This is a genomic window from Salipiger sp. D13, from assembly GCF_003703915.1.
GTDB classification, from domain to species: domain Bacteria; phylum Pseudomonadota; class Alphaproteobacteria; order Rhodobacterales; family Rhodobacteraceae; genus Salipiger; species Salipiger profundus.
On the sequence record NZ_ML112595.1, the window covers coordinates 114897 to 138490 of the forward strand.

The following is a 23594-nucleotide window of genomic DNA, read 5'->3' on the forward strand; positions in this document are numbered from 1 at the left end:
CGCAAGGGGCCACCGCCGAGAGGGTGCGCCGCCATGCGCGGCCGCAGGGAACCGGGTGAAAGGCCCGGACTGCCCCCGCAACTGTAAGCGAAGAGCGCCGAGGATCATCCCACTGGCAACCCTGCCGGGAAGGGCCGAGGCGCGGTGAGACGCGAGTCAGGAGACCTGCCCTTCGGCACCTCAACCGCCCCGCAAAGGGGCCAGCGCTGCCGGTGGGGCAGCATAACGAGAAAGGACATATCAATGCATATCGAACCCGGCGTCGTCGACGGCGCCAAGATGATGTTCGCGGTTGCCACGGCGGCGGGCGCGGCGGGCCATACCGCAAAGGAGGTCGTCCAGGACGTCAAGGCGGGCGGTGCACTGTCGCTGCTGCCGCGCACTGTTCTCGCGGCCATCGGCACCTTTGTCTTCTTCGAGCTGCTGCCGCATTTCGCGGTGGGCATCTCGGAGGTGCACTTCATCCTCGGCTCGACCCTGTTCCTGTTGCTGGGCACCGCCCCTGCGGCGCTGGGGCTGGCGCTCGGCCTGCTGATCCAGGGGATGTTCTTTGCGCCGACCGACCTGCCGATGTATTTCGTCAACGTCACCACGCTTCTGGTGCCGCTGTTCGCAGCCTCCGCTCTGGCCCGCCGCGTCGTCGCACCGGGCACCGCTTATGTCGATCTGCGCTATGCGGACGTGCTGAAACTCTCGGCGATCTACCAGGGCGGCGTTGTCGCCTGGGTCGCGTTCTGGGCCTTCTACGGCCAGGGCGTTTCGGTTGGCACGCTGGCGTCGGTCGGCACCTTCGGCGCGGCCTACATGATGGTGATCCTGATCGAGCCGCTGGCCGATCTGGCAGCCCTCGCTGCGGCCAAGTCCGCCCGTGACAGCGGTATCGCCCGCCTGTTCACCCCGCGTCTCTACGCGGCCTGAAGCCATTGCCGCCGGAGCCCCCTCAATCGGGGCTCCGGCTTTTGCATGCAGGAATGACACGGATGGACGATCTCTGGCTCATCGGCATCGGCACCGGAAGCCCGGCGCATGTCACGCTCGAAGGACTGCAGGCGCTGCGCGATGCAACGGTGATCCTCGTGCCCCACAAGGGCGAGGGAAAGGACGCGCTTGCCGCGTTGCGATACGGGATCATCGAGGCCTCGGGGGCGCAGGCCGAAGTCCGAAGCTTTGATTACCCGGTGCGCGATCCCGCCCTGCCTTATAATCGACGGGTCATCGAATGGCACGACGAGATTGCCCGGCGCTGGGTCGCCGCGATGCAGAGCGCACCGCCGGGGCCGGTGGCGCTGCTGGTCTGGGGAGATCCCGCGCTCTACGACAGCACGCTACGGATCGCCGAACGGATGGTGCCCCGTCCCCGTCTGAGGGTGGTGCCCGGGATCACCGCGATACAGGCGCTGACGGCGGCCCACGCGATCCCGCTCAACACGGTGAACGGACCGGTCAAGATCACCACCGGACGGCAGCTGCGCGACCATGGCTGGCCGGAAGACGAGGAAACGGTGGTGGTGATGCTGGACGCCGAATGCAGCTTTCAGGGCCTTGACCCCGAAGGGCTGCAGATCTGGTGGGGCGCCTATCTCGGATCCGAGGCGCAGGCGCTCGAGGCCGGATCGCTGGCCAAGGTCGGGGGCCGGATCATGGAGCGCCGTGCCGAGCTGCGCGCCCGGCACGGCTGGATCATGGACACCTACCTGCTGCGGCGGCTGTGTTGCCCGGAGGGCGCGTCGCAACTGCGACGCGCTCGGTAGCCGGGTGGCCCGTTGCGGGAACAGGGCTGAGGCGACCAGACCTTGGGCTTTTCTAGGCATCCCCCTCCCTGATCTCGCCTCGACAGGGGCTTCCATCGAAGCCTTCCCTCACCACTCAGCAGGCGCATGAAAGCACGCCAGAGGGGCCCACTGGAGCGGGGCAGTCAGTGGGGCATTCTTCCGCCCCGAAGGGAAGAAGTGACGCCATCACGGTATGTTAGGAAGAACTGGCTGGGGTGGCAGGATTCGAACCTGCGGTACGCGGTACCAAAAACCGTTGCCTTACCACTTGGCTACACCCCAACCGTGGCGCGGGTATTACGATACGATTCCGGGGGGCGCAAGCCCCGGTTTCGCAAAAAAGATACAGATTTTTCATCTCGCCTCAGAGCGCCGCCTTCGGCGGGCCATCTTCGTGAAACGCGTATTGCGCGCGACCGTTTCGCTTGGCCGTGTATAGCGCGGTATCGGCGCGTCCGAGCAGGGTTTTGGTGTCCGAGAACGACGCCATCTCGGGGTCGCTTCGCACGATGCCGATGCTTGCCGAAATCCGGCAGACCTCGGTGTCGAGCGCGATCGGCTGCTCAATCCGGCCGACGAGTCGCTCGCAGAGCTCGGCGAGTCGCGTGCGGTCGGTGACCCCCGCGAGCAGAATCACGAACTCGTCGCCGCCGATGCGCGCGACGAGATCTTCCCTCCGGGTGACCTCGAGCATGATCTGCCCGACCCTCTGCAGGACCCGGTCCCCCGCGGCGTGGCCGCGGGTGTCGTTCACCTGCTTGAAGAAATCGAGGTCGACGTGGAGCAGCGCAAAGCGCTCGGCAGCGCGGACGAGGCGCTGAAGCGCCCGGTCGAGCCCACGACGGTTCTGCAACCCTGTGAGCGAGTCGGTATAGGCCCGCTGTTCCGCTGCGAGCATCGCCCCCTGCAGCCGCAGGTTCAGCGTGCGCGAGGCCTCCATCGCGGCGGATTTCGCCTCGACGAGATAGAGCATGTCGATGGCGAGGTCGGTCACGGCGAAATCGGTGCTGGTAAGCGCATGGCTGCGCACCGCCTCAACCACGCCGATGCCGAAGGAGAGGTTGAGCAAAACGCCCCCTTCCCCGTCCGGCATCGCCAGCCCCTTGAGCGCGCGGCCCGGCCCGTTGCGGAGGCGCAGTTGCAACTTGCGCCCCTCGAGCGCGCGCAGGTCGCGCAGGTTGCGGACACGCTTCGGGCGGTAGATGTCGATGACCTCGTCGAACGGCACGCCCGCAAGGCGCCGCTCGCCCGTGAGCTTGCGAAGCGTGGGCCCGGCCCCCCGGACACGGCCATCGGAGCCGATCTGCAGGTGCATCGGGCACATCACCTCGAGCGTGCGTCCGGGCAGGCTCATGACACGACCTGGCGCGGCGGGAGCACCGCGCCGAGCTCGAAGGCCCGCCCCTCGCTGAAGCTGGCCTCGACCACGGTGATGTCGATGATCTCGGCCCCGTCGAGCACGCCACGGTGATCGAGCGTGACGAGCGCACCGTAATCGTCGGCCATGGCGCGCAGCACCCCCACCAGAACGTGCCCGAAGCCGGGCATCTCGCGCTGGCTACGCAGGCATGAGAGCAGGAACTGGCCCGGAGAGGAATCGGAGAGCTCGAGCTCGGGAAGCACCAGATCCGACACCGCCAGCTGCGCCCGCCCCGGCAGATCCTCGAGCGAGTGCAGGAAGTCGATGAAATCGACCCCGCCATACCGCATCAGGCGCCGGAGACCTTCGTTGTGCGGGTGGGTGATGAGATATGTTCCGATATCCTCGAGCATGGCGTCGCGGGGCTTGTCGAGATGCGCGACGGCGGCATCGAGCACGCCTTCGACGGTGCGCGTGTCATAGTCGAGCATGGCCTCGAAATCGCCCGCCTCGAAGATCGCGGCGGTGGTGATATCCTGCCATGCGGGGTGCCCGTAGGTATCCTGCAGGAAGCACTGGAGTGTCCTGGCGATCAGCCCATGCATCTGGCGTTTTCCGCTTGCCTGTTGTCCTCCGCCACCCTTGCAGGAAAGGGTTTACGAAGGCTTCAGGCAGGACGGGTTTCCTCCCGGAGCTGGCGCGCCTCAGGCCGCGCCGAGCCAGTCGGGAAGATGACCGATGTGCGGCAGGATGACGTCAGCATGGGGCGCGAGCACCTCGGCCGCGATCGGACCGGTCAGCACCGCGACGGTCTGCATCCCCGCCGCCCGCCCGGCGGTGAGATCGTGCGGGCTGTCGCCCACCATCACGATCCGCTCCGGCACCATCCCGACCGCCCGTGCGAAGGCCAGCAGCGGCGCCGGGTCCGGCTTGGCCCCGTGACCGCTGTCGAAACCGGCGATGAAGCGGAACGCCTGCTCGATGCCCGCCGCGCGCAGATGGGCGCGCGCGGCGAACTCGGCGTCATTGGTCATCACGCCCAGCGGCAGGCCCAGCCCGTCGAGCCGCGCCATCAGCGCCACGAGCGGCGCCGCCTCGACAAGAGGCGCCTCGGCGGCGGCGAGCATCAGGTAACGCTCGACCTCGTCCGCCACGAGATGCGGCAGCGCGCCGGCAAGGCATTCGGCGGCCTCGCGGTTGGTACCGGCAATGATCGGGCTGTCGGGCAGAAAGACTTCACGCTCGAGATCGAACCGCGAGGCCGCAGCGAGCGCCAGGAGCGCATCGCCATCGCCGCCGGAGAGATCGCGCAGGGCATCGCGACCCCAGGCGTTCCAGGTCGCGCCGAATTCGAAAAGCGTGCCGTCCTTGTCGAAGAGCACCGCGTCGGCGCGCAGGCTCATGTCCAGTGGACCTCGCCGCCGCCGGGCAGCATCGCGCGCGCCGCGGCGGGCTGATCGTAGGTCATGCCCTGCGCCTCGCAGAAGGCACCGACCCAGGCGTCGTCCATCAGGATGAAATCCAGCACCGCGCCCTGGAAGGACGGGTCTTCGAGCGCCGCGCGGAAATCGTCCTCCGCGGCCCCGGTCGCCCCGAGAAACACCGGCAGCAACTCGTCGTTGCCCGCCAGCCATGCGACGGCCTGAAGGCCGATCAGTTCAGCGGCTTCCCGCGACAGCATCCGTTTGCCTCAAATCCGAAAGAGTTTCTTAACCGTTCTGCAGGAAGACTGCACCTGCAGAAAGGCGCGCGTGATCGGTCATTTGCGTAGCTGATCGTCGAGAAAGGTGCAATGACAGGACGGATACTCATCGCAGACGGCGTTCCGACGAACCGGATCGTGCTGAGGGTCAGGCTCTCCTCGGCCTACTACGAGGTCGCACAGGCGGGCTCGGGGGCAGAGGCTTTGCAAGTGGCCCGCCGCGAACGGCCCGATCTGGTGATCGCCGCAACCGACCTGCCAGATACCGACGGCGAAACGCTCTGCCGGAAGCTGCGCGGAACGGCGGGCCTTTCCGACACGCCGGTGATCCTGCTGCATCCGGCCCCGGACCGCGCGACGCGCCTGCGCTTGCTCGCGGCTGGCGCCGACGACGTGCTCGCCCGCCCGGTCGATGAACTGGCGCTTCTGGCCCGGCTGCGCAATCTCCTGCGCGCGCGCCACGCCGAGGACGAGCTGCGCCTGCGCGAGGACACCCGGCGCGCGCTCGGGCTGGCCGAGCCGCCACGGGCGTTCGAGCGTCCGGCCCGGATCGCACTGGTCCCGGTGCAGGCCGATATTCCGTTGCGCCCGGCACTCGTGACACTGCACGCACGCCAGCCGCACCGTTTCGAAATCCTCGACCCCGAGCAGGCGCTGCGCGACGGCCCGACCCCGCCAGAGGTCATGGTGATCGCGGACACCGGCAGCCGCCCGGGCGCCGGGCTGTCGCTGCTGACCCAGCTGCGGGGCGGACCGAAGTCCCGGCGCGCCGCACTGTTCTACGCCACCCGGCCGGACTGCCGCAGCGCCGCGACGAGTGCGCTCGACCTCGGCGCCGACGACGTGCTGGCCGAGGGCTTCGACCCCGAGGAGCTGATGCTCAGGCTGCCGAGGCAGATCGCGCGCAAGCGCAGCGCCGACCGCTTGCGGGACACGATGCGCAGCGGGCTTCGGGCGGCTGTGACCGACCCGCTCACCGGCCTCCACAACCGCCGCTATGCACTGCCCCACCTCGCCCGCCTTGCCGAGCGCGCGGCGCGCCAGCATCGCGAGCACGCGCTGATCCTTCTCGACCTCGACCATTTCAAGCAGATCAACGACCGTCACGGTCATGCCGGCGGCGATGCCGTGCTGGTCGAGGTGGCGCGCCGGCTGACCGAGGGGCTGCGCATGGCCGACCTCGTGGCGCGGATCGGCGGGGAGGAATTCCTTGTCGCTCTTGCCGACACCGACGCGCCGCGCGCGCTACGGACCGCAGAGCGCCTCCGCGCCCGCATTGCCGACCTCGCCATCGATGTATCGGGCTGCGGAGACCTCGTTCCGGTGAGCGCGAGCCTCGGGGTTGCGCTGGCCTCCCGCGCGCGCCAGGAAACATCCGAAGAGCTCTTCGTGCGGGCTGACCGGGCGCTCTATTCCGCCAAGCGGGCGGGCCGCAACCGGGTCGTCATGGCAGACGCGCCGCCTGTCGCGGCGCCAGCAGAGCTGGTGCCGGACCTGCCAAGGGCGGCATCGGCCCGGCCCTGAGAACAGGTCGGGGCACCCCGCCGGCACCTCAGTGGCGCGCGTGATCGAACCGTTCGGCCATGCGCCCGATCTCGGCCTCGAGACGTTCTGCATAGGCGCGGCGCTCGTCGACGGACATCGCCTCGACATAATCCATGAAGACCTGCTGTCCGACCTCCTGACGTCGCCGCGCGGCGGCGCCCTGGTCGGCGAGCGTGGCACGGAATGCCTCGGCGTCGAAAGGATCGGCCCGCAGCATGCCCAGCGCCGCGCGGTAGCCGTCGAGATAGCCGCCCTCACGCTGCTCCGACCGCCGCTCGGCGCGATCCTCGTCGAAGGCGCCGCGCAGCCGCCGGCCGAGTTCGTGGCGCTGATCCTCGCTGAATGCGCGGGTATAGGGGAAGACGAAGTCATGCCCCTGCGGAGGCCGCCGGTGCGGATGATCGGGGCCGAGCAGCAGCATGCCTGCCACAAGCCCCACCACGGCAAGGTTCGCCGCGAGCGAGACAAGCAGCAGTATCCGCATGCCGCGGCTCATCTTGGGTGTTCCGGAGTGCGTGTCGGCCATCGTTCAAAGTCCCAGCATGGCGTAATCGAAGCCGCTCGCCGGCTCGAGCGCGGTGATCGTGTCGCCCGAGGCGGCATCAAGAAGATCGGTGAGGCCCGACGGGTCGGCGGCGCCGAACCAGATGCCCGTGGCGCAGGCGGCGACCAGCCCCGCCATCGCCGGCCAGCCGCCGAGCGCCCCGAGGGTCTCGCGCAGCCAGCCGCCGCGCCGTACCTGTGCCGCAGGGGTTTCGGGCGCAGCGGCGGGACGCGGCGCGGGCATCTCGTCCAGCGCCATGCGCTCCATCCGCGCGAGCCAGTCCTCCGACGCTGCCGGCGCCTCGGCGCGGCCGGCCTCGAACCACGGGGCGAGTGCCCCTTCCTCCGCCTTGCGCTTGTCAGTCATCGTCATATCCCAACTCTGCGCGCCGCGAGGCGAGAAGCCCCTCGAGCGCCTTGCGGCCCCGCGCGGTGAGGCTTTCCACCGCGCGCACGCCGATCTCCATGATCCCGGCGATCTCGGGGTTCGACAGCCCCTCGAGATGCCGCAGCACCACCGCCTGCCGCTGCCGCTCGGGCAGCGTGTCGAGCGCCGCCTGAAGCGCCGCGCCGCGGGCGGTCTCCTGCAATTCCTGCTCTGCCGAGCGTGCCGGGTCCAGCGGCTCTGCCACCGCGTCGAGGTCGACGCTGCCGCCGCGCCGCCGCCGGATGCGGTCGATGCAGAGATTGGACACCACCCGGTAGAGCCATGTCGAGACCTTCGCCTCGCCGGTCCGCCAGCCGGGTGCCGCGCGCCACAGCCGCAGAAGCGCTTCCTGCGCCACGTCCTCGGCCTCGGCCCGGTCGCCGAGCATCCGCATCGCGAGACCGAAGGCCTTGGGCCCCAGCCGCACGGTCAGCGCCCGCGCGGCGGCAGGTTCCCCCGCCGCGTAGGCACCGAGCAAGTCCTCGTCACTGCAGTCGCTCATGGCGTCGTATGGCATCCGGTCCATCCACATGCGCTAGCCCGAAGGCCGGCGCCGCGCAACGGGCGCGGGCGGCGGCACGATGCCGCCGCCCTGCCCCGTCGCGAAGGGCTCAGTCGTGGCGCCAGTAGGGCATGCGCTCACCGTCCATGCGGTGATGCTCGCCGCGCGGGCCACGCATGTCACCGTGGTGACGGTCGAACCGCTCGCCGCCATGGCGCCCGTCGCCGTCGCGCATCCCGCCGGGGCGCTTGTGCATCTGCTGCTGGGCGGCCGCCATCTCTTCCTGCGTCACGGTGCCGTCGTCATCGGCATCGAGCCGGTCGAACATGGCAGCCGGACCACGGTCGTTGGCCTGCAGTTCCTCGAGGCTGAGCGTGCCGTCCTCGTCGGTGTCGAACCGGTCGAGCATCCGCTGCTGCATCATCGCCTGCCGACGCGCCTCGCGCTCGACCTTGCGCGCCTCGTGGAAGGCTGTGAGCTCATCGCCCTCGAGCATGCCGTTGCCGTTGGCATCCGCCTTGTCAAAGGCCGCGGCCGGGCCGACCGCCGAAAGCTCCTCCTGCGTGATGGCGCCGTCGCCATCCGCGTCGAGCCGCGAGAACATCATCTGCGCCATCTGCGGACGGCCGGTCTGGCCGTTGCCGGCCTGCGGTCCCTTGGTATCGGGGGCCGCAACCGCGAGACTGGTTGCCCCCATGACGACAAGCGCGGCGCCCGTGAGAAGTCTGGTCATGCGTTTCATTGCTGCGATCTCCTGTCTGTCGCGAAACCATCGACGCCCTCTCTGGCTGTCGATCTGCTCTTTCCACGCAGCAGCCGCGCAGTTCCGTCGCATTTTTTTGGCAGATCTCCGAGCAGGCCCGTGCGAGCCCGTCTCCACGGTGGGGGTTGCCGCACACACCGGGGGGCGCCATCTATAAGTGGAAAGATGCACGCGCGACCCGTCTTTGCGACATGGCGCCGCAAGGACAGTCTGCCCACTTCCTGTGCAGCGCTCCCTGCGGCAGGCTGCGCGGATGATCCAAGGCGACCCAGTTCCAGACATGATGAAGACCGAGCAGCACACCGACACACCGCGCCCCACCGATCCGGCCGCCGCGCCGCTCGACGGGCCAGTCCACACCAGCGCCGAGCCGCAAGACACGCGCGACGCCTGGCCTGCCATCCGCAAGGGCTTTCGCCGGCGGTGCCCGAACTGCGGCACCGGCCACATCCTGCGCAGCTATCTCAAGCTGCGCGACCATTGCCCGGTCTGCCGCGAGGAACTCTTCCACGCCCGCGCCGACGACGGGCCGGCCTACCTGACGATCCTTTTCGTCGGGCACCTCATGGCGCCGGCGCTGCATATCGCCTTCGTCACATGGCGCCCCGAGCCGCTGACCCTCATCACCATTTTCTCGATTGGCTGCATCGGCTTGTCGCTTTATCTTCTGCCCAGGCTGAAGGGGGCGATCGTGGGCTTCCAGTGGGCGCGACGGATGCACGGCTTCTCGTGACCGCGCGGACGCTGCCACGGCGGGAGGAGAGATGAGCATCGACAAGACGGCAATCCGCGACGCGGCCACGGTGATCGTGCTGAGGGATCGCGACACCGCTCCGCGCGTGCTCATGGGCCAACGCGGCGCCAAGGCGGCCTTCATGCCGAACAAGTTCGTCTTCCCCGGCGGCGCCGTCGACGCCGCCGACGCCGAGGTGCCGCTCACGCGACCGCTCACACCGCTCTGCCGTGCCCGGCTCGAGGACGACGCGCCGTCCGGGGTGGCCGATGCGCTGGCCGTGGCCGCGATTCGCGAACTGTGGGAGGAAACCGGGCTGATTCTGGGCACGCCGGGCGATTGGCCCGCCCCGCCCGGCGACTGGCACGGTTTCGCCGCCACCGGCCACCGGCCCGACGCCTCGGGGCTGCAATTCGTGTTCCGGGCCATCACCCCGCCGGGTCGGACCCGCCGGTTCGACGCGCGTTTCTTCCTTGCCGATGCCGAGGCGCTGGCCTCGGATCCCGATGATTTCTCCGCCGCCTCCGACGAGCTGAGCCACCTTCAGTGGATTCGTCTCGACGCCCTGCGCTCCATCGACATGCCGTTCATCACCGAGGTCGTCCTTGCCGAGGTCGCCGCCCGCGCGCATGACGAACGCCCACCTGCGTCGGTGCCCTTCTTCCGCAACGATGACGAGGAAAGCCTTTTCCTGCGCCTCTACGGGCGCCCGATGCAGGACTGAGCCCCGGGGCCCTGGCTCAGACGAGGCCGCGCCAGAGCAGCACCGCCATCACCAGCGCGAAGATGATCAGCAGGTTCAGCATGATCCCGCTCAGGAGCAAGAGCAGCCGCCCGCGCCGCCGATCGGCGATATCGACCGACTTGATGTATGCCTCGAGCCGCGATGACGCGGCATGCAGGGAAGCACCGTCGAGCATCCGCGCGAGTTTCGGATGCCCCGCGACCTTGCGCGCCTCGAGCAACGCAGAGAGATCCCGCCGCAGGCGTCGGGGCAGCATCCCCCGCGCCCGCTTTGCACGCGCGTCGAAGTCGCCACGCTTGAGCCGCAGCCTGTCCTCGAAGAGCCGGTCGAGCCGCGCGACGGCGCCGCCGATGTCGTGATCACTGGTCATGGGCCAAGGCTACGGGCTCACGCGGCGCGGCGCAATACGACACCGGCGCGGCGCGCCCGGAGAAACGCGCGACAACGCGCGACGAGGGGCATTCCCTTCCGCGCCGCGCTCTCCTAAGAAAAGACCATGCTGAACACCATCCTGCACGGCACGCCGGGTGCCGAACCGCCTCTGCTCATCGTCCACGGGCTCTACGGCTCGGCCCGCAACTGGGGAGTCATCGCCAAGCGCCTCTCGGATGAGCGGCAGGTGATCGCCGTTGACCAGCGCAACCACGGCGACTCGGACTGGACCGAGAGCCACAGCTATTTCGACATGGCGGAGGATCTGGCCGAGGTCATCGCGGCACACGGCGGCCGCGCCGACGTGCTCGGCCACTCGATGGGCGGCAAGGCGGCGATGGTGCTGGCGCTGACCCGGCCCGACCTCGTCAACCGGCTGATCCTCGCGGACATCGCGCCCGTCGGTTACGATCACTCGCAGATCCAGTATATCGAGGCGATGCGCGGCGTGGACCTTTCGACGGTCGAGAAGCGCTCGGATGCCAGCGCCCAGCTTGCCCGGACCGTGCCCGAGCCGACCCTTCAGGCCTTCTTCACCCAGTCGCTCGACATCAAGGAGAAGCGCTGGAAGCTGAACCTGGACCTGCTGGCCGAGGAAATGCCCAAGATCATCGGCTTCCCCGAGATCGACGGGCAGTTCGACGGGCCGACGCTGTTCCTGTCGGGGGCAGAGAGCGATTACGTGAAGCCCGAGTATCGCGAGCGGATTCGCGCGCTCTTTCCCGCCGCGCGCTTCGCCAAGATCCCCGGCGCGGGCCACTGGCTGCACGCCGAGAAACCGCGCGAATTCGAGGCAGCGGTGCGCGCCTACCTCGAGGCGACCTGACCACAGTTTCGGTTTTTCCGAAACTGCCGGGTCCAGTTCCGAAATGAGCCCCCGCGCGGCTTGATGCCCGGCCCGGGCGCCCCTTTTCTCGAAAGGGAAAGGAGGCCGCCCGTGCCCAGTCGCTCAGTCGCCCGCAAGCACCCGCAAGTCGCCCTCGAGCCACGGCAATTGCCGCAGCGCCGGCGCGATCACGCAATCCGAGACCAGCTTGCGCATGGTCCGCGCCACGTCGCGCGGCACACGGTCCGTCCAGTCGGAGGCCGCGAAAAGCGAGATCGTCCGGGTGAAGGGGCGGAACGGCAGCGGGTGCGCCTCCATCCGGTCATGGAAGCGCCCTGCCCGCATGTAGCCGAGCGGCGTGGTGATGCCCCAGCCGACCCCGCGCGCGACCAGCGTCATCAGCGACAGGTGCGCGCCGATCTCGAAACGCTCCGGAAAGGTGAGCTTCTGGCGGTTCAGGTGGGTCTCGATCTGCCGCCCGATGAGCTGCTCTCGGTCGTAGCGCAGCAGCGGCAGCCCCTGCATCAGCTGCGCGGCACCGCCCGCGTCGGCCAGCGCGCCACGGGCGCAGACCAGCATGAACGGGTCGCGCACCAGCGGGTATTCGACCACTCCGTCGAGCACCTCGCCGGAGCTGGCGGCAATGGCGATGTGCAGCTTCCGCTCGCGCATCGCCTGCGCAATCTCGTGGCTCGGCGCCGTGGTCAGCTTGAAGCGGCAGCGGGTCATGTTCTCGGCAAGGATGGTGACCAGTTGCGGCGTGAGATCGTTGTCGAAGTCGTCGATCACCCCGAGGTTCAGCGTGCTGAGGTGGGTGAGGTCCATCACCGTCAACTCGTTCTGCGCCAGCCGCAGCTGGCTCAGCACCGACTGGGTGCGCAGCAGGAACGAGCGCCCCGCCTGCGTGAGCTGCATCGGGCGGCGGCCGTGGTCGACCAGATCGGTGCCGAGCGCGGCTTCGAGGTTACGCATCTGCTGGCTCACGGCGGGCTGGCTGAGGCCGGTCATCTCGGCCGCCTGCGCCACCGAGCCGGTCTGCGCCAGCGCTTCGAAGACCTCGAGCCCGCGCAGGGTCACCCCCTTCATCAGCATTCGGCCGCTCTCCTCGCGCGCTGCTCCGATATTCACCTTTTCTGAAACTCCACACCTCTCAGGTCAAGTCCAACCCATGCCCATTCACCACCTCAAAGCCGCGCCCGGCCTGCCACCGCAGGATGCCTCGGACACTGCAGACACCGTCGCGATCATGCTCGCCCGCCTGCGCGCCGGTCGCGAGGAGGCGGCGCGCGACTATGCCCGTCGGCTCGATGGCTGGAGCGGCGACGGCACGCCGGAACTGTCGCAGGAGGCACTCGCCGGCGCACACCGACGCCTGCCGGTGACGCTCTGCGAGGACATCGCCTATGCCCATGCCAACATCCGCGCCTTCGCCGAGGCGCAGCGGGCGTCGATCACCGAGTTCGAGACCGAGCTTCGTCCCGGCCTTGTGGCGGGCCAGCGGCTGCTGCCGCTCACCTGCGCCGGGGCCTACGTGCCGGGCGGACGCTACGCGCATATCGCCTCGGCGCTGATGACCATCACCACCGCGCGAGCGGCGGGCGTGCCGCAGGTCACCGCCTGCACGCCGCCGGGCAAGGACGGCCCGCATCCGGCGATCCTGCACGCGATGCACGTCGCCGGCGTCGACCGGTTGCTCGCCATGGGCGGGGTGCAGGGCATCGCCGCGCTGGCCTTCGGTCTCTTCGACCTGCCCGAGGCGGACCTGCTTGCCGGTCCCGGCAATGCCTTCGTCGCCGAGGCGAAACGCCAGCTCTTCGGTCCGGTGGGCATCGACATGGTCGCGGGGCCGACGGATTCGATGATTCTCGCCGATGCTACCGCGAGCCCGCGCCGCGTCGCGCTCGACCTCGTGAGCCAGGCCGAACACGGCGGCACCTCGCCGGTCTGGCTGGTCACCGACCACCGCCCGCTGGCCGAGGCCGTCCTGCACGAGGTGCCCCGGATCATCGAGACGCTGCCCGAGCCCAACCGACAGGCCGCCGCGACGGCCTGGGAGGCGCTCGGCGAGGTCATGCTGGCCGAGAACCGCGAGGAGATGGCGGCGCAGGCCGACGTCTACGCGCCCGAGCACCTGCACGCGCAATGCGCCGCGCTCGACTGGTGGCGTGATCGGCTGTCGGCCTACGGCTCGCTGTTCCTCGGCGCCGAGACCACGGTGGCCTTCGGCGACAAGGCGGCGGGGCCGAACCACGTGCTGCCGACGGGCCGCGCCGCGCGCTACACCGGCGGGCTGTCGGTGCACAAGTTCCTGAAATGCGTGACATGGCAGCGTGTCGAGCCGCGCGCCCTGCCCGAGCTCGCCCGCGCCAGCGCCGGCATCAGCCGCGCCGAGGGCATGGAAGGCCATGCCCGCGCCGCCGAAGACCGGCTGACCGGCCCGGAGGCCCGGCTCGGCGGCCTGTGAAACAGTTGCGCGCCGGCCTCAGAGGCCGGTGCACATGTTCTCGGCGCGGTCGATGAAATCGTTGTAGCGGTCCCAGAAGGCGCGGTCCGACGAGCGGTCGGACTGGCGCACTTCCTGCGCCCGGTGCGGATCGCGGTAGAAGCGGACCGCCTTGCGCTGGTCCGAGCCCGAAAGCTCGATGTTCGCCGCCGCCTGGATGCAGCCGCAGAGCCGCGGGTTGCGGGCCTTGCGATCCGAGGAAATGCACGCCTTGCTGATCGGCCCGCTCGCCATGCGCGAGACCCGGTAGTCGTCCGCTCCGCCGCCGCCACAGCCGGCCACGACCGCCAGCACCATCACCATGGAAATCGTTCTCATGCGCCTGTCGTCCTTCCGCTCGATGCTCCTGCGGGGCTTTGCGCCTCCTGTTCCGGAGCTTCCCGACAAGATGCCCGAAATCGGGCACCGATTCAATTCACTCGGACGTCAGCGCCGCACGCTGAAGCCATGGATGCCCTCGAGCGCATCGGCTTCGGCCGGCGCATGCGAGACATCGCTCACACGGGCCGCTTGAGGCCCCTCGTGAAACAGCCGCAGCATCTCTGCCACGGCGTCTTCCTCACCGCCGATCAGCGCCTCGACCGTGCCGTCGGCGCGGTTGCGCACCCAGCCGGTGAGCCCCAGCCGCCTGGCCTCGCCTTCGGTCCAGCCGCGGAACCAGACGCCCTGCACCCGGCCCGTCACCACCACCGTTTCGATCCGCATGCGCGCTCTCCCTTGCCATCAAGCTTGCCATGTCGCCCGGCGCAGAGGTATGGCGCGCGGCGTCCCTGCCAAGCCTGAGGCGGCACGAAGGTGCAGACAGCCGGACGCAACCGCAGAACTTACCTTGACCGGCCCCCTGTTCCACAGCATATCCAGCAAATCATGACCGATCTCGCGCATATCCGTAATTTCTCCATCGTTGCCCACATCGACCACGGGAAATCCACCCTGGCCGACCGGCTGATCCAGCTCACCGGCACCGTCGCCGAACGCGACATGCAGGAACAGCTTCTCGACTCGATGGACATCGAGCGGGAACGGGGCATCACCATCAAGGCCAACACCGTGCGGATCGAGTATCCGGCGAAAAACGGTGAAACCTACGTCCTGAACCTGATCGACACCCCCGGCCACGTCGACTTCGCCTACGAGGTCGCGCGCTCGATGCAGGCCGTCGAGGGCTCGCTGCTGGTGGTCGACGCCACGCAGGGGGTCGAGGCGCAGACGCTCGCCAACGTCTACACCGCCATCGACGCCGACCACGAGATCGTGCCGGTGCTGAACAAGGTCGACCTGCCGGCGGCGGAACCCGACCGCGTGAAGGAACAGATCGAGGACGTGATCGGCATCGATGCCTCCGAGGCCTGCCTGATCTCGGCCAAGACCGGCGTCGGCATCCCCGACGTGCTGGAAGCCATCGTCAATCGCCTGCCGCCCCCGGACGAGGGCGACCGCGACAAGCCGCTCAAGGCGATGCTGGTGGATTCGAAATACGATCAGTATCTCGGCGTGATCGTCATCGTGCGGATCATCGACGGCACCCTGAAGAAGGGCGACCGCATCCGCATGATGAAGACCGGCGGCACCTACGACGTCGACGACGTCGGCGTCTACCGCCCCGCGATGACCGCCGTGAAAGAGCTCGGACCGGGCGAGATCGGCTACCTCAACGCCTCGATCAAGCAGGTCCGCGACACCCGCGTCGGCGACACGATCACCCACGAGAAGAAGCCCTGCGAAACCGCGCTGCCGGGATTCAAACCCTCGGTGCCGGTGGTTTTCTGCGGCCTCTTCCCGGTCGATGCCAACGACTTCGAGGACATGCGCGACGCCATCGAGAAGCTGGCGCTGAACGACGCCTCCTTCACCTACGAGATGGAGACCTCGGCGGCGCTCGGCTTCGGCTTCCGCTGCGGCTTCCTCGGGCTGCTGCACCTCGAGGTGATCCGCGACCGGCTGGAACGCGAATACAACATCGAGCTCATCACCACCGCGCCCTCGGTGATCTACCATCTCTACACCAAGGACGGCGAGCGGCGCGACCTGCACAATCCCGCCGACATGCCCGACCCGTCGACCGTCGCCCACGTCGAGGAGCCGCGCATCAAGGCCACCATCATGGTGCCGGACGAATACCTCGGCGACGTGCTGAAGCTCTGCCAGGAGCGGCGCGGCATCCAGCTCGACCTGACCTATGTCGGCGGCCGGGCGATGACGGTCTACGACCTGCCGCTCAACGAGGTGGTGTTCGACTTCTACGACCGCCTGAAATCGGTGACCAAGGGCTACGCGTCCTTCGATTACGAGATGATCGGCTACCGCGAGGACAATCTCGTGAAGATGTCGATCCTGGTGAACGACGAGCCCGTCGACGCGCTGGCGATGATGGTGCACCGCGACCGCGCCGAGATGCGCGGCCGCGCCATGTGCGAGAAGCTCAAGGAGCTGATCCCGCGCCACATGTTCAAGATCCCGATCCAGGCGGCTATCGGCGGCAAGGTCATCGCCCGCGAGACCCTGTCCGCCATGCGCAAGGACGTGACGGCGAAGTGCTACGGCGGCGACGCCAGCCGGAAGAAGAAGCTTCTGGAAAAGCAGAAGGCCGGCAAGAAGAAGATGCGCCAGTTCGGCAAGGTCGAGATCCCGCAGGAAGCCTTCATCTCGGCCCTGAAGATGGACAGCTGACCACATTGCAGTCGCTTGCGGCTGCGTCGTCCCGGCGCTGCGCGTCATCCGAACGGACTTGGACCATAGAACACAAAAAGAAAGCCGCCCCGAGGGGCGGCTTTCGTGTTTTCAGGCAGCGGGCAGACCTTACTCGGTCTTGGTTTCCGCCTCGCCGTTTTCACCCTGGCGCGTCTGCACCATGGCGAGGATGCGCTGGTTCAGTTCCGGGTCGGACTGTGCCGCCTGGCCGATCTCGTTGTAGGTCTCGAGGTCCATGCCGTCGGTCTCCTTGACCGCGTTGGTCATCTCGGCCTGTGCTTCCTGCACGAGCGCCTGCTTGTCCTCGTCGGCCTCGGTTTCCTGGATGCGGGTCATGTAGTCCTGCTGGACCGCCTGCACCTGCATTGCGGCGTCGATGAACGAGCTCAGCTCGGCCTCGGAGAAGTTTGCGGCCTCGGTCGCGGGCGCGGTCTGCTCGGTCGCGCCGTCGGTTTCGGCCGTCTGGGCCATGACCGGCGCCATGGGGGCGGCGACGAGGGCCGCGATCACGGTGGACTTGAGCAGGGTGCCGTTGAGTTTCATGCGATCTCCTTCCGGAATATCCGGCGTTCTGTCCTCTGACGCGGGCTCATCCCGCGCCGTCGCCCAAGACGTAGGAAACTCCGCGCGCCGCTCAAAGGGGTTCGGCCCGCCTGACGCTGCGTGAAGCGGGAGCCCGCCGAAACCGCCCATCCCCGCCGGCATGGCCCCGCCGACGCCGCTTTCCGGGCGTTCGGGCAGTCTGGTTCCATTGACGTTGCGTGAAGCCGGCCACTCCCTGCCGGCAGCTGCTCACATGCCGGCAAACCTTTGCCGATACAGCGAAAAACCCCGGAATCCGTCGCTGTTCCGCAACAGCAAAAAGTTGTGACCGGCCTGTGTGGAGCATCTCGCCCGGCGCGTCGTTACCTCCCCAGTCGCCGGGCCGTGAAAGGCACCGGACAGAATGACAAAGGAGCAGACACAATGACTCTCAAACCGCTTATCCTCCTCCCGTTCCTCGCCACCCCTGTCTTCGCGGGTTCGATGACCGCCCCCTCGCCCGAACCGGCACCGACCGTTCCGGTGACCCCGGCGCCCGCACAGCTCGGCGGTGACTGGACCGGCGCATCCACCGGCCTGCAACTCGGCTACGGCTACGCCGACCCGGACGGCGCCGAGGACGAGCCTTCGGACGGTGCAGTCTATGGCCTGCGCGCGTTCTACGACCATGACTTCGGCAACTGGGTCGCAGGTGGCGGCGTCGAGTACGACGGCACCAACATCGACCTCGGCGACGCCGGCGACCTCGACAGCATGGCCAAGGTCGGCGGCCGCGTCGGCTACGACCTCGGCCGCAGCATGGTCTACGGCACCGGCGGCTACGCCCACGCCACCACCGATGGCGGCAGCCTCGATGCCGGCAGCTCCGACGGCTACTACGTCGGCGCGGGCATGGAGACCTTCGTCGCGGACAACGTGACCGTGAGCGGCGAAGTCACCTACAACGAGTTCAACGACTTCGACGCCGATGATCTCGACGTCGGCGCCACCACGGCGACCGTCGGCCTGAACTACCGCTTCTGATGCGGCAAGGGCACGTCCGGAGACCCCGGACGTGCCCGCGGGCGCCCTGCCCGCCTCCCGGACGATCACCCGCCGCACCAGGCCGCGCGGATCGTCCCCTGCCCCCGGCGGAACCCGCGCCGAGGGCTTTCCCCCGCCCTGCGGCTCTGCCATACTCGCCTGCACTCAACGAGATCAGAAAACGAGCAGCAGCCCATGGCCGAAGACCTTCTCGCAGCCACCGATAACGCGTCCTACGATGCCTCCTCGATCGAGGTGCTCGAGGGTCTGGAGCCGGTGCGCAAGCGCCCGGGCATGTACATCGGCGGCACCGACGAGCGGGCCCTGCACCACATGGTGGCCGAGGTGCTCGACAACTCCATGGACGAGGCGGTCGCGGGCCATGCCAACCGCATCGAGGTCGAGCTGCACGCCGACCACGCCATCACCATCCGCGACAACGGTCGCGGCATCCCCATCGACCCGCATCCGAAGTTCCCCGGCAAGTCCGCGCTCGAGGTGATCCTCTGCACGCTGCACGCCGGCGGCAAGTTCTCGGGCAAGGCCTACGAGACCTCGGGCGGCCTGCACGGCGTCGGGGCTTCGGTGGTCAACGCGCTGTCGGATTCGATGGTCGTGCAGGTGGCGCGCAACAAGGAGCTTTTCGAACAGCGCTTCTCGCGCGGGCTGCCGCAGGGCGGCGTCGAGAAGATCGGCAGCGCCCCGAACCGGCGCGGCACCACGGTGACCTTCCACGCCGACGAGCAGATCTTCGGCTCGCACCGCTTCAAGCCGGCACGGCTGTTCAAGATGGTCCGCTCCAAGGCCTATCTCTTCTCCGGTGTCGAGATCCGCTGGAAGTCGGCGATCGAGGACGGCGAGACGCCGACCGAGGCGACCTTCCACTTCCCCGGCGGCCTGTCGGACTACCTGACCGAGACGCTCGGGGGCTCGTCCACCTACGCCGAACGGCCCTTTGCCGGCACCGTCGACTTCAAGGAGAAGTTCAACACCCCGGGCAAGGTCGAATGGGCGATCAACTGGACGCCCTCGCGCGACGGCTTCATCCAGTCCTACTGCAACACCGTTCCCACCCCCGAGGGCGGCACCCATGAGGCCGGCTTCTGGGCCGCGATCCTCAAGGGCATCCGTGCCTACGGCGAGCTGGTGAACAACAAGAAGGCGTCGCAGATCACCCGCGACGACCTCATCACCGGCGGCTGCGCGCTGGTGTCCTGCTTCATCCGCGAGCCCGAGTTCGTCGGCCAGACCAAGGACCGGCTGGCCACCACCGAGGCGCAGCGGCTGGTCGAGGGCGCGGTCCGCGACCACTTCGACAACTGGCTTGCCGCCGACACCAAGTCCGCCGGCGCCATTCTCGATTTCCTCGTGCTGCGCGCGGAAGAGCGCCTGCGCCGCCGGCAGGAAAAGGAGACCGCCCGCAAGTCGGCCACCAAGAAGCTGCGCCTGCCCGGCAAGCTCACCGACTGCACCAACAAGAACCGCGAGGGCACCGAGCTGTTCATCGTCGAGGGCGACTCGGCCGGCGGCTCGGCCAAGGGCGCGCGCTTCCGCGAGACCCAGGCGCTGCTGCCGCTCAAGGGCAAGATCCTCAACGTGCTGGGCGCGGCGTCGAACAAACTGACGTCGAACGCCGAGATCCGCGATCTCTGCGAAGCGCTCGGCGTCGGACTGGGCACCAAGTTCAGCATCGACGACCTGCGCTACGAGAAGATCATCATCATGACCGACGCCGACGTCGACGGGGCCCACATCGCCTCGCTGCTGATGACCTTCTTCTACACCCAGATGCGCCCGCTGATCGACGGCGGCCACCTCTACCTCGCCTGCCCGCCACTCTACCGCCTGACGCAGGGCGCGCGCCGGATCTACGTCGCCGACGACGTGGAAAAGGAAGAGATGATGGCCAAGGGTCTCGGCGGCAAGGGCAAGATCGACGTGCAGCGCTTCAAGGGTCTCGGCGAGATGGACGCCAAGGACCTCAAGGAGACCACGATGGACCCGGCCACCCGCAAGCTGATCCGGGTCACCATCGACGAGGACGAACCCGGCGAAACGGGCGACCTCGTGGAACGCCTCATGGGCAAGAAGCCCGAGCTGCGGTTCCAATACATCCAGGAAAACGCGCGGTTCGTGGAAGAGTTGGACGTGTGAGGCCAGTTCCTTCGCCCAGCGAAGGACGGTCCTGAACGACGAGTGAGCCGCGCCATCGTCGGCCCGCGGGGTTGCGATCCGACCGGCGAGCCTCTCGATTTATCCCAGCCAAATCGCCAGCCCGGGGGGCGGGTCATGCCGAAGGCATGACTCCGGCATGACGATGGCGCCGAACGCAGCACCGGCGACCGCTCTCCGCTTGCATCCGGCGCGCCGACGGGCTTCAACGTCTTGCACACCACGCAAGGCGCCACGATGCTCGATCTTTCCGCCCCATGGCTCAGCTTCGCGCTCGGCCAGCCCATGCCGGTCCTGAGCTGGGCGCCGCATAACGGCGGGCTGGTGACGGCAGAGCGCATCCTCTGGCGCGAGGTGCGCAACGCGGATCTGACCGAGGATCTCGACGTGACCGACTGGCTCGCCAGGGAACTCGCGCAGCGCGAGGACCGGCGGGCCGTGTGCTTCCTGACCTCGCGCAAGCTCGACGCGCATGTCACCGCGACCGAGACCCAAGACGGCATCACCGCAACCGCCGTGGTCACCGCCGGCCTAAGCAACGCCGAGCGCATCGGCACGCGGCTGCCGCAGACCTGGAAGGTCTGGGGCACGATCAACATCGCCCTGCGGCTTTCGGCCGGGCTCACCCTGCCCGCCCGGATCGAGGCGCTGAGCCTCGTGGCCGAGGCGCGCACCGCCGCCGTGCTAGAAGCGGGCGTCACGCTGCCCTCGGGGGCGGCCACCGGCACGGGCACCGACTGCATCGCCGTCGCCGCGCCGGAGGGCCACGAGATGCATTGCGGCAAGCACACCGCCGCAGGCCACGCCATCGGCCGCGCGGTCTTCGAGGCCACCCGCCGCGCCGTTGCCGACTGGCAGCGCGACGCCGCGCGCTGGTAGCCGCGCGCCGCTCACATTCGCGCCAGCCTCGCATTCCGGCGCTTCGCAGATGCAGAAGTGCAGGCTAGCCTGATCCGGACCTGCCAAGGAGACCCGGATGCGCCGCCTCTGCCTCGCCCTCGCCCTGCTGGCCACGCCCGCCGCCGCGCAGGACACCGACCTCGAACTGGTGCTGCTGGCCGACGCCTCGGGCTCGATCACCCCCGACGAGCTGATGTTCCAGCGCGAAGGCTACGCGCAGGCGATCACCGACCCCGAGGTGCTCGCCGCCATCGGCAACACCGCCTATGGCGAGATCGCCGTCACCTACGTGGAATGGGCGGCGAACCAGGCGCAGGTGGTCGACTGGACCCGGATCCGCGGCGCCGAGGACGCGGCAGACTTCGCCGGGGCGCTGCTGGTGCAGCCACGGCAGGCCTACGGGCGCAACGCCATCGGCGCGGCACTGCTCGAGGGGCTGCGGCTGATGGAGGAAAATGACATCGACGGCTGGCGCAGGGTCATCGACTTCTCGGGCGACAGCGCCAACAACTGGTCCGGCCCCCGCATCGAGGACGCCCGCGCCATGGTCCTGGCCGAGGGCGTCACGATCAACGCGCTGCCGATCCTGCGCCCCGACGATCCGGGCCGCGCGCAGGGCGGGCTCGAAGCGCTCTACGAGGAACGCATCATCGGCGGCATGGGCGCCTTCGTGGAGACCGCCCACAGCCGCGACCGCTTCGCGGAAGCCGTGAAGCGCAAGCTCATCCTCGAGATTTCCACCTCCGGGCTGCCCGCCACGCGGCGCGCGGCGCTCGATTGACAGCGTTTCGCCCCGCTCCGGGGCTTGCGTCCGGCCCGCCAAGCTGTCCCTATCGCGCCATGCGTCACCTGATCCTCTGCCTCTGCCTGCTCACCGCCGCCTGCGGCCGCCCGCTTACCGGGAACGAGACCGCGTTCCTGCGCGACATCCAGGGCGACCAGCTCGACACCGGGCGGATCCGCTTCCACGACGGGCTCGCGGCGGGGTCGATCACCTACCAGCGCCCGATCCGGCCGCGCCTCACCTGCATGGAGCGGATCTGGCCGCCGTCGCGGGGCGAGACGGTCACCGTCGCCCCCGGCGCCATGACGGTGTTCAACCGGGTGTTCTACCGCGACGACCTCTACCGCGAGGATTTCATGGCGGCCTACCCCGAGCGGGTCGACCTGCTCGACGCCATGCTGCTCGCCCACGAGGCGGTGCACGTCTGGCAGTGGCAGAACCGCGACCGCACGGGCTATTCGCCGCTCAAGGCGCTGTTCGAACACGGGCGGTCCGACGATCCCTACCTGTTCGACCCCGAGCAGGAGAGCCGCTTCCTCGACCACGGCTACGAGCAGCAGGGCGCAATCATGGAGGAATACGTCTGCTGCCGTCTTCTCGACCCCGAGGCACCGCGCACCGCAAGGCTGCACGCCATGATCGGTGCCGAGATGCCGCTTTCGGGTCTCGACGCGGCGCTCGACGATCCGGATATCCTCGTGCCGTGGTCCGGGATGCAGACCTCTGGCATCTGCCGCTGAGATCGCGCGTCAGCGGTGAATGACGATCCGCGTCTGGGCGAGCCCCACCGCCTGAACCGCGTCGAAGAGCAGTTGCGCGTTCTCGGGCGCGAGCCGCACGCAGCCCGCCGAAGCAGGCGTGCCCAGCCGGTCGACGGCGGTCGTGCCGTGGATCGCGTAGTTCCCCGCGAAGAAGATCGACCACGGCATCGGCGCGTTGTCGTAAAGGGTCGAGTAATGCATCCGCTTCAGCAGGTAGGGCGTGAAGGTGCCCACGGGCGTCACCTTGCCCTCGCGCGCGGTGGAAACCGGCCAGACGTGCTGCACGATACCGTCCTGCATCACCCACATCTCCTGGTCGGAAAGGTCGATCTCGACCCGCAGCGCCTCGGCCAGCGCGGGGGCACCGAGCAGGCAGACAGCGAGGGCCAGCAGCAGGGCGGAAAGGACGGCTTTCATCGTAGGTCCGTCCCCTACTCCTGTTTCTGGATCTCGAGCAGGTAGGCCACGAGGTTCACCACCGGCCGCGAGGTCAGGACCGGCTGGCCTGCCGGGGTCTTGATCGGCACGTCGAAGATGCCTTCAAAGTAGTCGCCGTAGACCGGCATGGGCGAGCCGTGGCTGACCAGCGGATCGCGCCCGTCGATGCGCTTCACCACCCGCTCCAGCGGGAAGGTTCCGCCGTTGGCGGCGGTGAGCTCGGTCAGGTTCACCGGCTTGATGAGCAGCACGCCGGACATCGGGCCATCGCCGCGCCCTTCCAGCCCGTGGCAGGTGGCGCAATGGGTGTGGTAGAGACCGCGGCCGATGTCGGCATCCTGCGCCGAAGCGCCCGTGACGACGACCGCGAGGGCCAAGGCAAGCGTCAGTGTCGTGCGCATCGGTTCCTCCCGTGATGTCGGGCGAGTG

Annotated in this window: 28 protein-coding genes, 1 tRNA gene and 1 riboswitch; of the genes, 13 read left to right on the top strand and 16 right to left on the bottom strand. The window is 68.6% G+C overall.

All coding sequences use genetic code 11. The features are described from left to right. Positions 1-19 precede the first annotated feature (19 nt). A riboswitch (cobalamin riboswitch) is annotated at positions 20-173 on the top strand. 70 nt (positions 174-243) lie between these two features. Next, on the top strand, positions 244-918 hold the full coding sequence (locus D6860_RS11310; protein WP_076625124.1) for an energy-coupling factor ABC transporter permease: 675 nt from the start codon (positions 244-246) through the stop codon (positions 916-918). Positions 919-980: 62 nt separating this feature from the next. After that, positions 981-1751, top strand: coding sequence for a precorrin-6A synthase (deacetylating) (gene cobF, locus D6860_RS11315; RefSeq protein ID WP_076625125.1), 771 nt, complete (start codon positions 981-983; stop codon positions 1749-1751). A 228-nt stretch (positions 1752-1979) separates the two neighbouring features. On the opposite strand, the gene D6860_RS11320 is transcribed toward cobF, so the two are convergent. From D6860_RS11320 to D6860_RS11340, 5 genes are all read right to left on the bottom strand, one after another. Then, positions 1980-2054: transfer RNA gene (locus D6860_RS11320), tRNA-Gln, on the bottom strand. An 82-nt stretch (positions 2055-2136) separates the two neighbouring features. Beyond that, entirely contained in the window at positions 2137-3126 is a 990-nt protein-coding gene (locus tag D6860_RS11325) for a GGDEF domain-containing protein (RefSeq protein WP_076625126.1), read from the bottom strand. Continuing rightward, on the bottom strand, positions 3123-3737 hold the full coding sequence (locus tag D6860_RS11330) for a heme NO-binding domain-containing protein (RefSeq protein ID WP_076625127.1): 615 nt from the start codon (positions 3735-3737) through the stop codon (positions 3123-3125). Before D6860_RS11330 ends, D6860_RS11325 begins: the two co-directional genes overlap by 4 nt. A 99-nt stretch (positions 3738-3836) precedes the next feature. Continuing rightward, a complete protein-coding gene (locus tag D6860_RS11335; RefSeq protein WP_076625128.1) occupies positions 3837-4535 on the bottom strand; it encodes an HAD family hydrolase in 699 nt (232 codons plus the stop codon). Beyond that, the gene (locus D6860_RS11340; RefSeq protein ID WP_076625129.1) at positions 4532-4813 is read right to left on the bottom strand and encodes a DUF3572 domain-containing protein; all 282 of its coding nucleotides are present in this window, start codon (positions 4811-4813) and stop codon (positions 4532-4534) included. Before D6860_RS11340 ends, D6860_RS11335 begins: the two co-directional genes overlap by 4 nt. A gap of 111 nt (positions 4814-4924) precedes the next feature. Here D6860_RS11340 and D6860_RS11345 point away from each other — a divergent pair, with 111 nt between their 5' ends. Then, entirely contained in the window at positions 4925-6358 is a 1434-nt protein-coding gene (locus D6860_RS11345) for a diguanylate cyclase (RefSeq protein WP_076625130.1), read from the top strand. Between the two features lie 28 nt (positions 6359-6386). Here the strand turns inward: D6860_RS11345 and D6860_RS11350 are convergent, their stop codons facing one another. The 4 genes from D6860_RS11350 to D6860_RS11365 all read right to left on the bottom strand — a co-directional run bounded on the left by D6860_RS11350 (position 6387) and on the right by D6860_RS11365 (position 8584). Then, the gene (locus tag D6860_RS11350) at positions 6387-6863 is read right to left on the bottom strand and encodes a periplasmic heavy metal sensor (protein WP_229743242.1); all 477 of its coding nucleotides are present in this window, start codon (positions 6861-6863) and stop codon (positions 6387-6389) included. 45 nt (positions 6864-6908) lie between these two features. Beyond that, entirely contained in the window at positions 6909-7289 is a 381-nt protein-coding gene (locus D6860_RS11355) for a hypothetical protein (RefSeq protein ID WP_229743241.1), read from the bottom strand. Further along, positions 7282-7866 carry an RNA polymerase sigma factor gene (locus D6860_RS11360; RefSeq protein ID WP_179949477.1) on the bottom strand — a complete coding sequence of 195 codons (585 nt, stop codon included), beginning with the start codon at positions 7864-7866 and terminating at the stop codon, positions 7282-7284. Before D6860_RS11360 ends, D6860_RS11355 begins: the two co-directional genes overlap by 8 nt. 94 nt (positions 7867-7960) lie before the next feature. Then, positions 7961-8584: an EF-hand domain-containing protein gene (locus tag D6860_RS11365; protein ID WP_083697960.1), complete on the bottom strand. Its 624-nt coding sequence runs from the start codon at positions 8582-8584 to the stop codon at positions 7961-7963. Between the two features lie 313 nt (positions 8585-8897). On the opposite strand from D6860_RS11365, the gene D6860_RS11370 reads away from it, so the two are divergent. Both D6860_RS11370 and D6860_RS11375 read left to right on the top strand, forming a co-directional pair. Further along, positions 8898-9347 carry a DUF983 domain-containing protein gene (locus tag D6860_RS11370; RefSeq protein ID WP_371683195.1) on the top strand — a complete coding sequence of 150 codons (450 nt, stop codon included), beginning with the start codon at positions 8898-8900 and terminating at the stop codon, positions 9345-9347. A 31-nt stretch (positions 9348-9378) separates the two neighbouring features. Further along, positions 9379-10071 (top strand): NUDIX hydrolase, encoded by a 693-nt coding sequence (locus D6860_RS11375; protein ID WP_076625135.1) that lies wholly within the window; start codon positions 9379-9381, stop codon positions 10069-10071. Positions 10072-10087: 16 nt separating this feature from the next. On the opposite strand, the gene D6860_RS11380 is transcribed toward D6860_RS11375, so the two are convergent. Continuing rightward, positions 10088-10462 carry a hypothetical protein gene (locus tag D6860_RS11380; protein WP_076625136.1) on the bottom strand — a complete coding sequence of 125 codons (375 nt, stop codon included), beginning with the start codon at positions 10460-10462 and terminating at the stop codon, positions 10088-10090. A gap of 126 nt (positions 10463-10588) precedes the next feature. Here D6860_RS11380 and D6860_RS11385 point away from each other — a divergent pair, with 126 nt between their 5' ends. Beyond that, positions 10589-11350 (top strand): alpha/beta fold hydrolase, encoded by a 762-nt coding sequence (locus D6860_RS11385; protein ID WP_076625137.1) that lies wholly within the window; start codon positions 10589-10591, stop codon positions 11348-11350. Positions 11351-11473: 123 nt separating this feature from the next. Here the strand turns inward: D6860_RS11385 and D6860_RS11390 are convergent, their stop codons facing one another. Next, on the bottom strand, positions 11474-12442 hold the full coding sequence (locus D6860_RS11390) for a LysR family transcriptional regulator (RefSeq protein WP_076625138.1): 969 nt from the start codon (positions 12440-12442) through the stop codon (positions 11474-11476). A 76-nt stretch (positions 12443-12518) separates the two neighbouring features. Between D6860_RS11390 and hisD the strand changes: the two genes are divergently transcribed. Beyond that, entirely contained in the window at positions 12519-13814 is a 1296-nt protein-coding gene (hisD, locus tag D6860_RS11395) for a histidinol dehydrogenase (RefSeq protein WP_076625139.1), read from the top strand. Positions 13815-13832: 18 nt separating this feature from the next. On the opposite strand, the gene D6860_RS11400 is transcribed toward hisD, so the two are convergent. Together D6860_RS11400 and D6860_RS11405 are read right to left on the bottom strand one after the other, a co-directional pair. After that, complete coding sequence (locus D6860_RS11400; protein WP_076625140.1) at positions 13833-14171, bottom strand: hypothetical protein; 339 nt, start codon at positions 14169-14171, stop codon at positions 13833-13835. 108 nt (positions 14172-14279) lie between these two features. Next, the gene (locus D6860_RS11405; protein ID WP_017470228.1) at positions 14280-14558 is read right to left on the bottom strand and encodes an acylphosphatase; all 279 of its coding nucleotides are present in this window, start codon (positions 14556-14558) and stop codon (positions 14280-14282) included. A gap of 162 nt (positions 14559-14720) precedes the next feature. Here D6860_RS11405 and lepA point away from each other — a divergent pair, with 162 nt between their 5' ends. Beyond that, a complete protein-coding gene (lepA, locus tag D6860_RS11410; RefSeq protein WP_076625141.1) occupies positions 14721-16523 on the top strand; it encodes a translation elongation factor 4 in 1803 nt (600 codons plus the stop codon). 129 nt (positions 16524-16652) lie between these two features. On the opposite strand, the gene D6860_RS11415 is transcribed toward lepA, so the two are convergent. Continuing rightward, complete coding sequence (locus tag D6860_RS11415) at positions 16653-17087, bottom strand: DUF4168 domain-containing protein (RefSeq protein ID WP_017468616.1); 435 nt, start codon at positions 17085-17087, stop codon at positions 16653-16655. 423 nt (positions 17088-17510) lie between these two features. Here D6860_RS11415 and D6860_RS11420 point away from each other — a divergent pair, with 423 nt between their 5' ends. From D6860_RS11420 to D6860_RS11440, 5 genes are all read left to right on the top strand, one after another. Beyond that, entirely contained in the window at positions 17511-18110 is a 600-nt protein-coding gene (locus D6860_RS11420; RefSeq protein WP_076625142.1) for an outer membrane protein, read from the top strand. A gap of 195 nt (positions 18111-18305) precedes the next feature. Then, positions 18306-20264 carry a DNA topoisomerase IV subunit B gene (gene parE, locus D6860_RS11425; protein WP_076625143.1) on the top strand — a complete coding sequence of 653 codons (1959 nt, stop codon included), beginning with the start codon at positions 18306-18308 and terminating at the stop codon, positions 20262-20264. 255 nt (positions 20265-20519) lie between these two features. Beyond that, on the top strand, positions 20520-21161 hold the full coding sequence (locus D6860_RS11430; protein WP_076625144.1) for an adenosylcobinamide amidohydrolase: 642 nt from the start codon (positions 20520-20522) through the stop codon (positions 21159-21161). A gap of 97 nt (positions 21162-21258) precedes the next feature. Then, positions 21259-21963, top strand: coding sequence for a DUF1194 domain-containing protein (locus D6860_RS11435; protein WP_076625145.1), 705 nt, complete (start codon positions 21259-21261; stop codon positions 21961-21963). Positions 21964-22022: 59 nt separating this feature from the next. Continuing rightward, entirely contained in the window at positions 22023-22706 is a 684-nt protein-coding gene (locus D6860_RS11440) for a hypothetical protein (RefSeq protein WP_017469152.1), read from the top strand. Between the two features lie 9 nt (positions 22707-22715). On the opposite strand, the gene D6860_RS11445 is transcribed toward D6860_RS11440, so the two are convergent. Both D6860_RS11445 and D6860_RS11450 read right to left on the bottom strand, forming a co-directional pair. Then, positions 22716-23144, bottom strand: a complete 429-nt coding sequence (locus tag D6860_RS11445) for a L,D-transpeptidase (protein ID WP_076625146.1) — start codon at positions 23142-23144, stop codon at positions 22716-22718. 14 nt (positions 23145-23158) lie between these two features. Beyond that, complete coding sequence (locus tag D6860_RS11450; RefSeq protein ID WP_076625147.1) at positions 23159-23566, bottom strand: c-type cytochrome; 408 nt, start codon at positions 23564-23566, stop codon at positions 23159-23161. Positions 23567-23594: the final 28 nt, after the last annotated feature.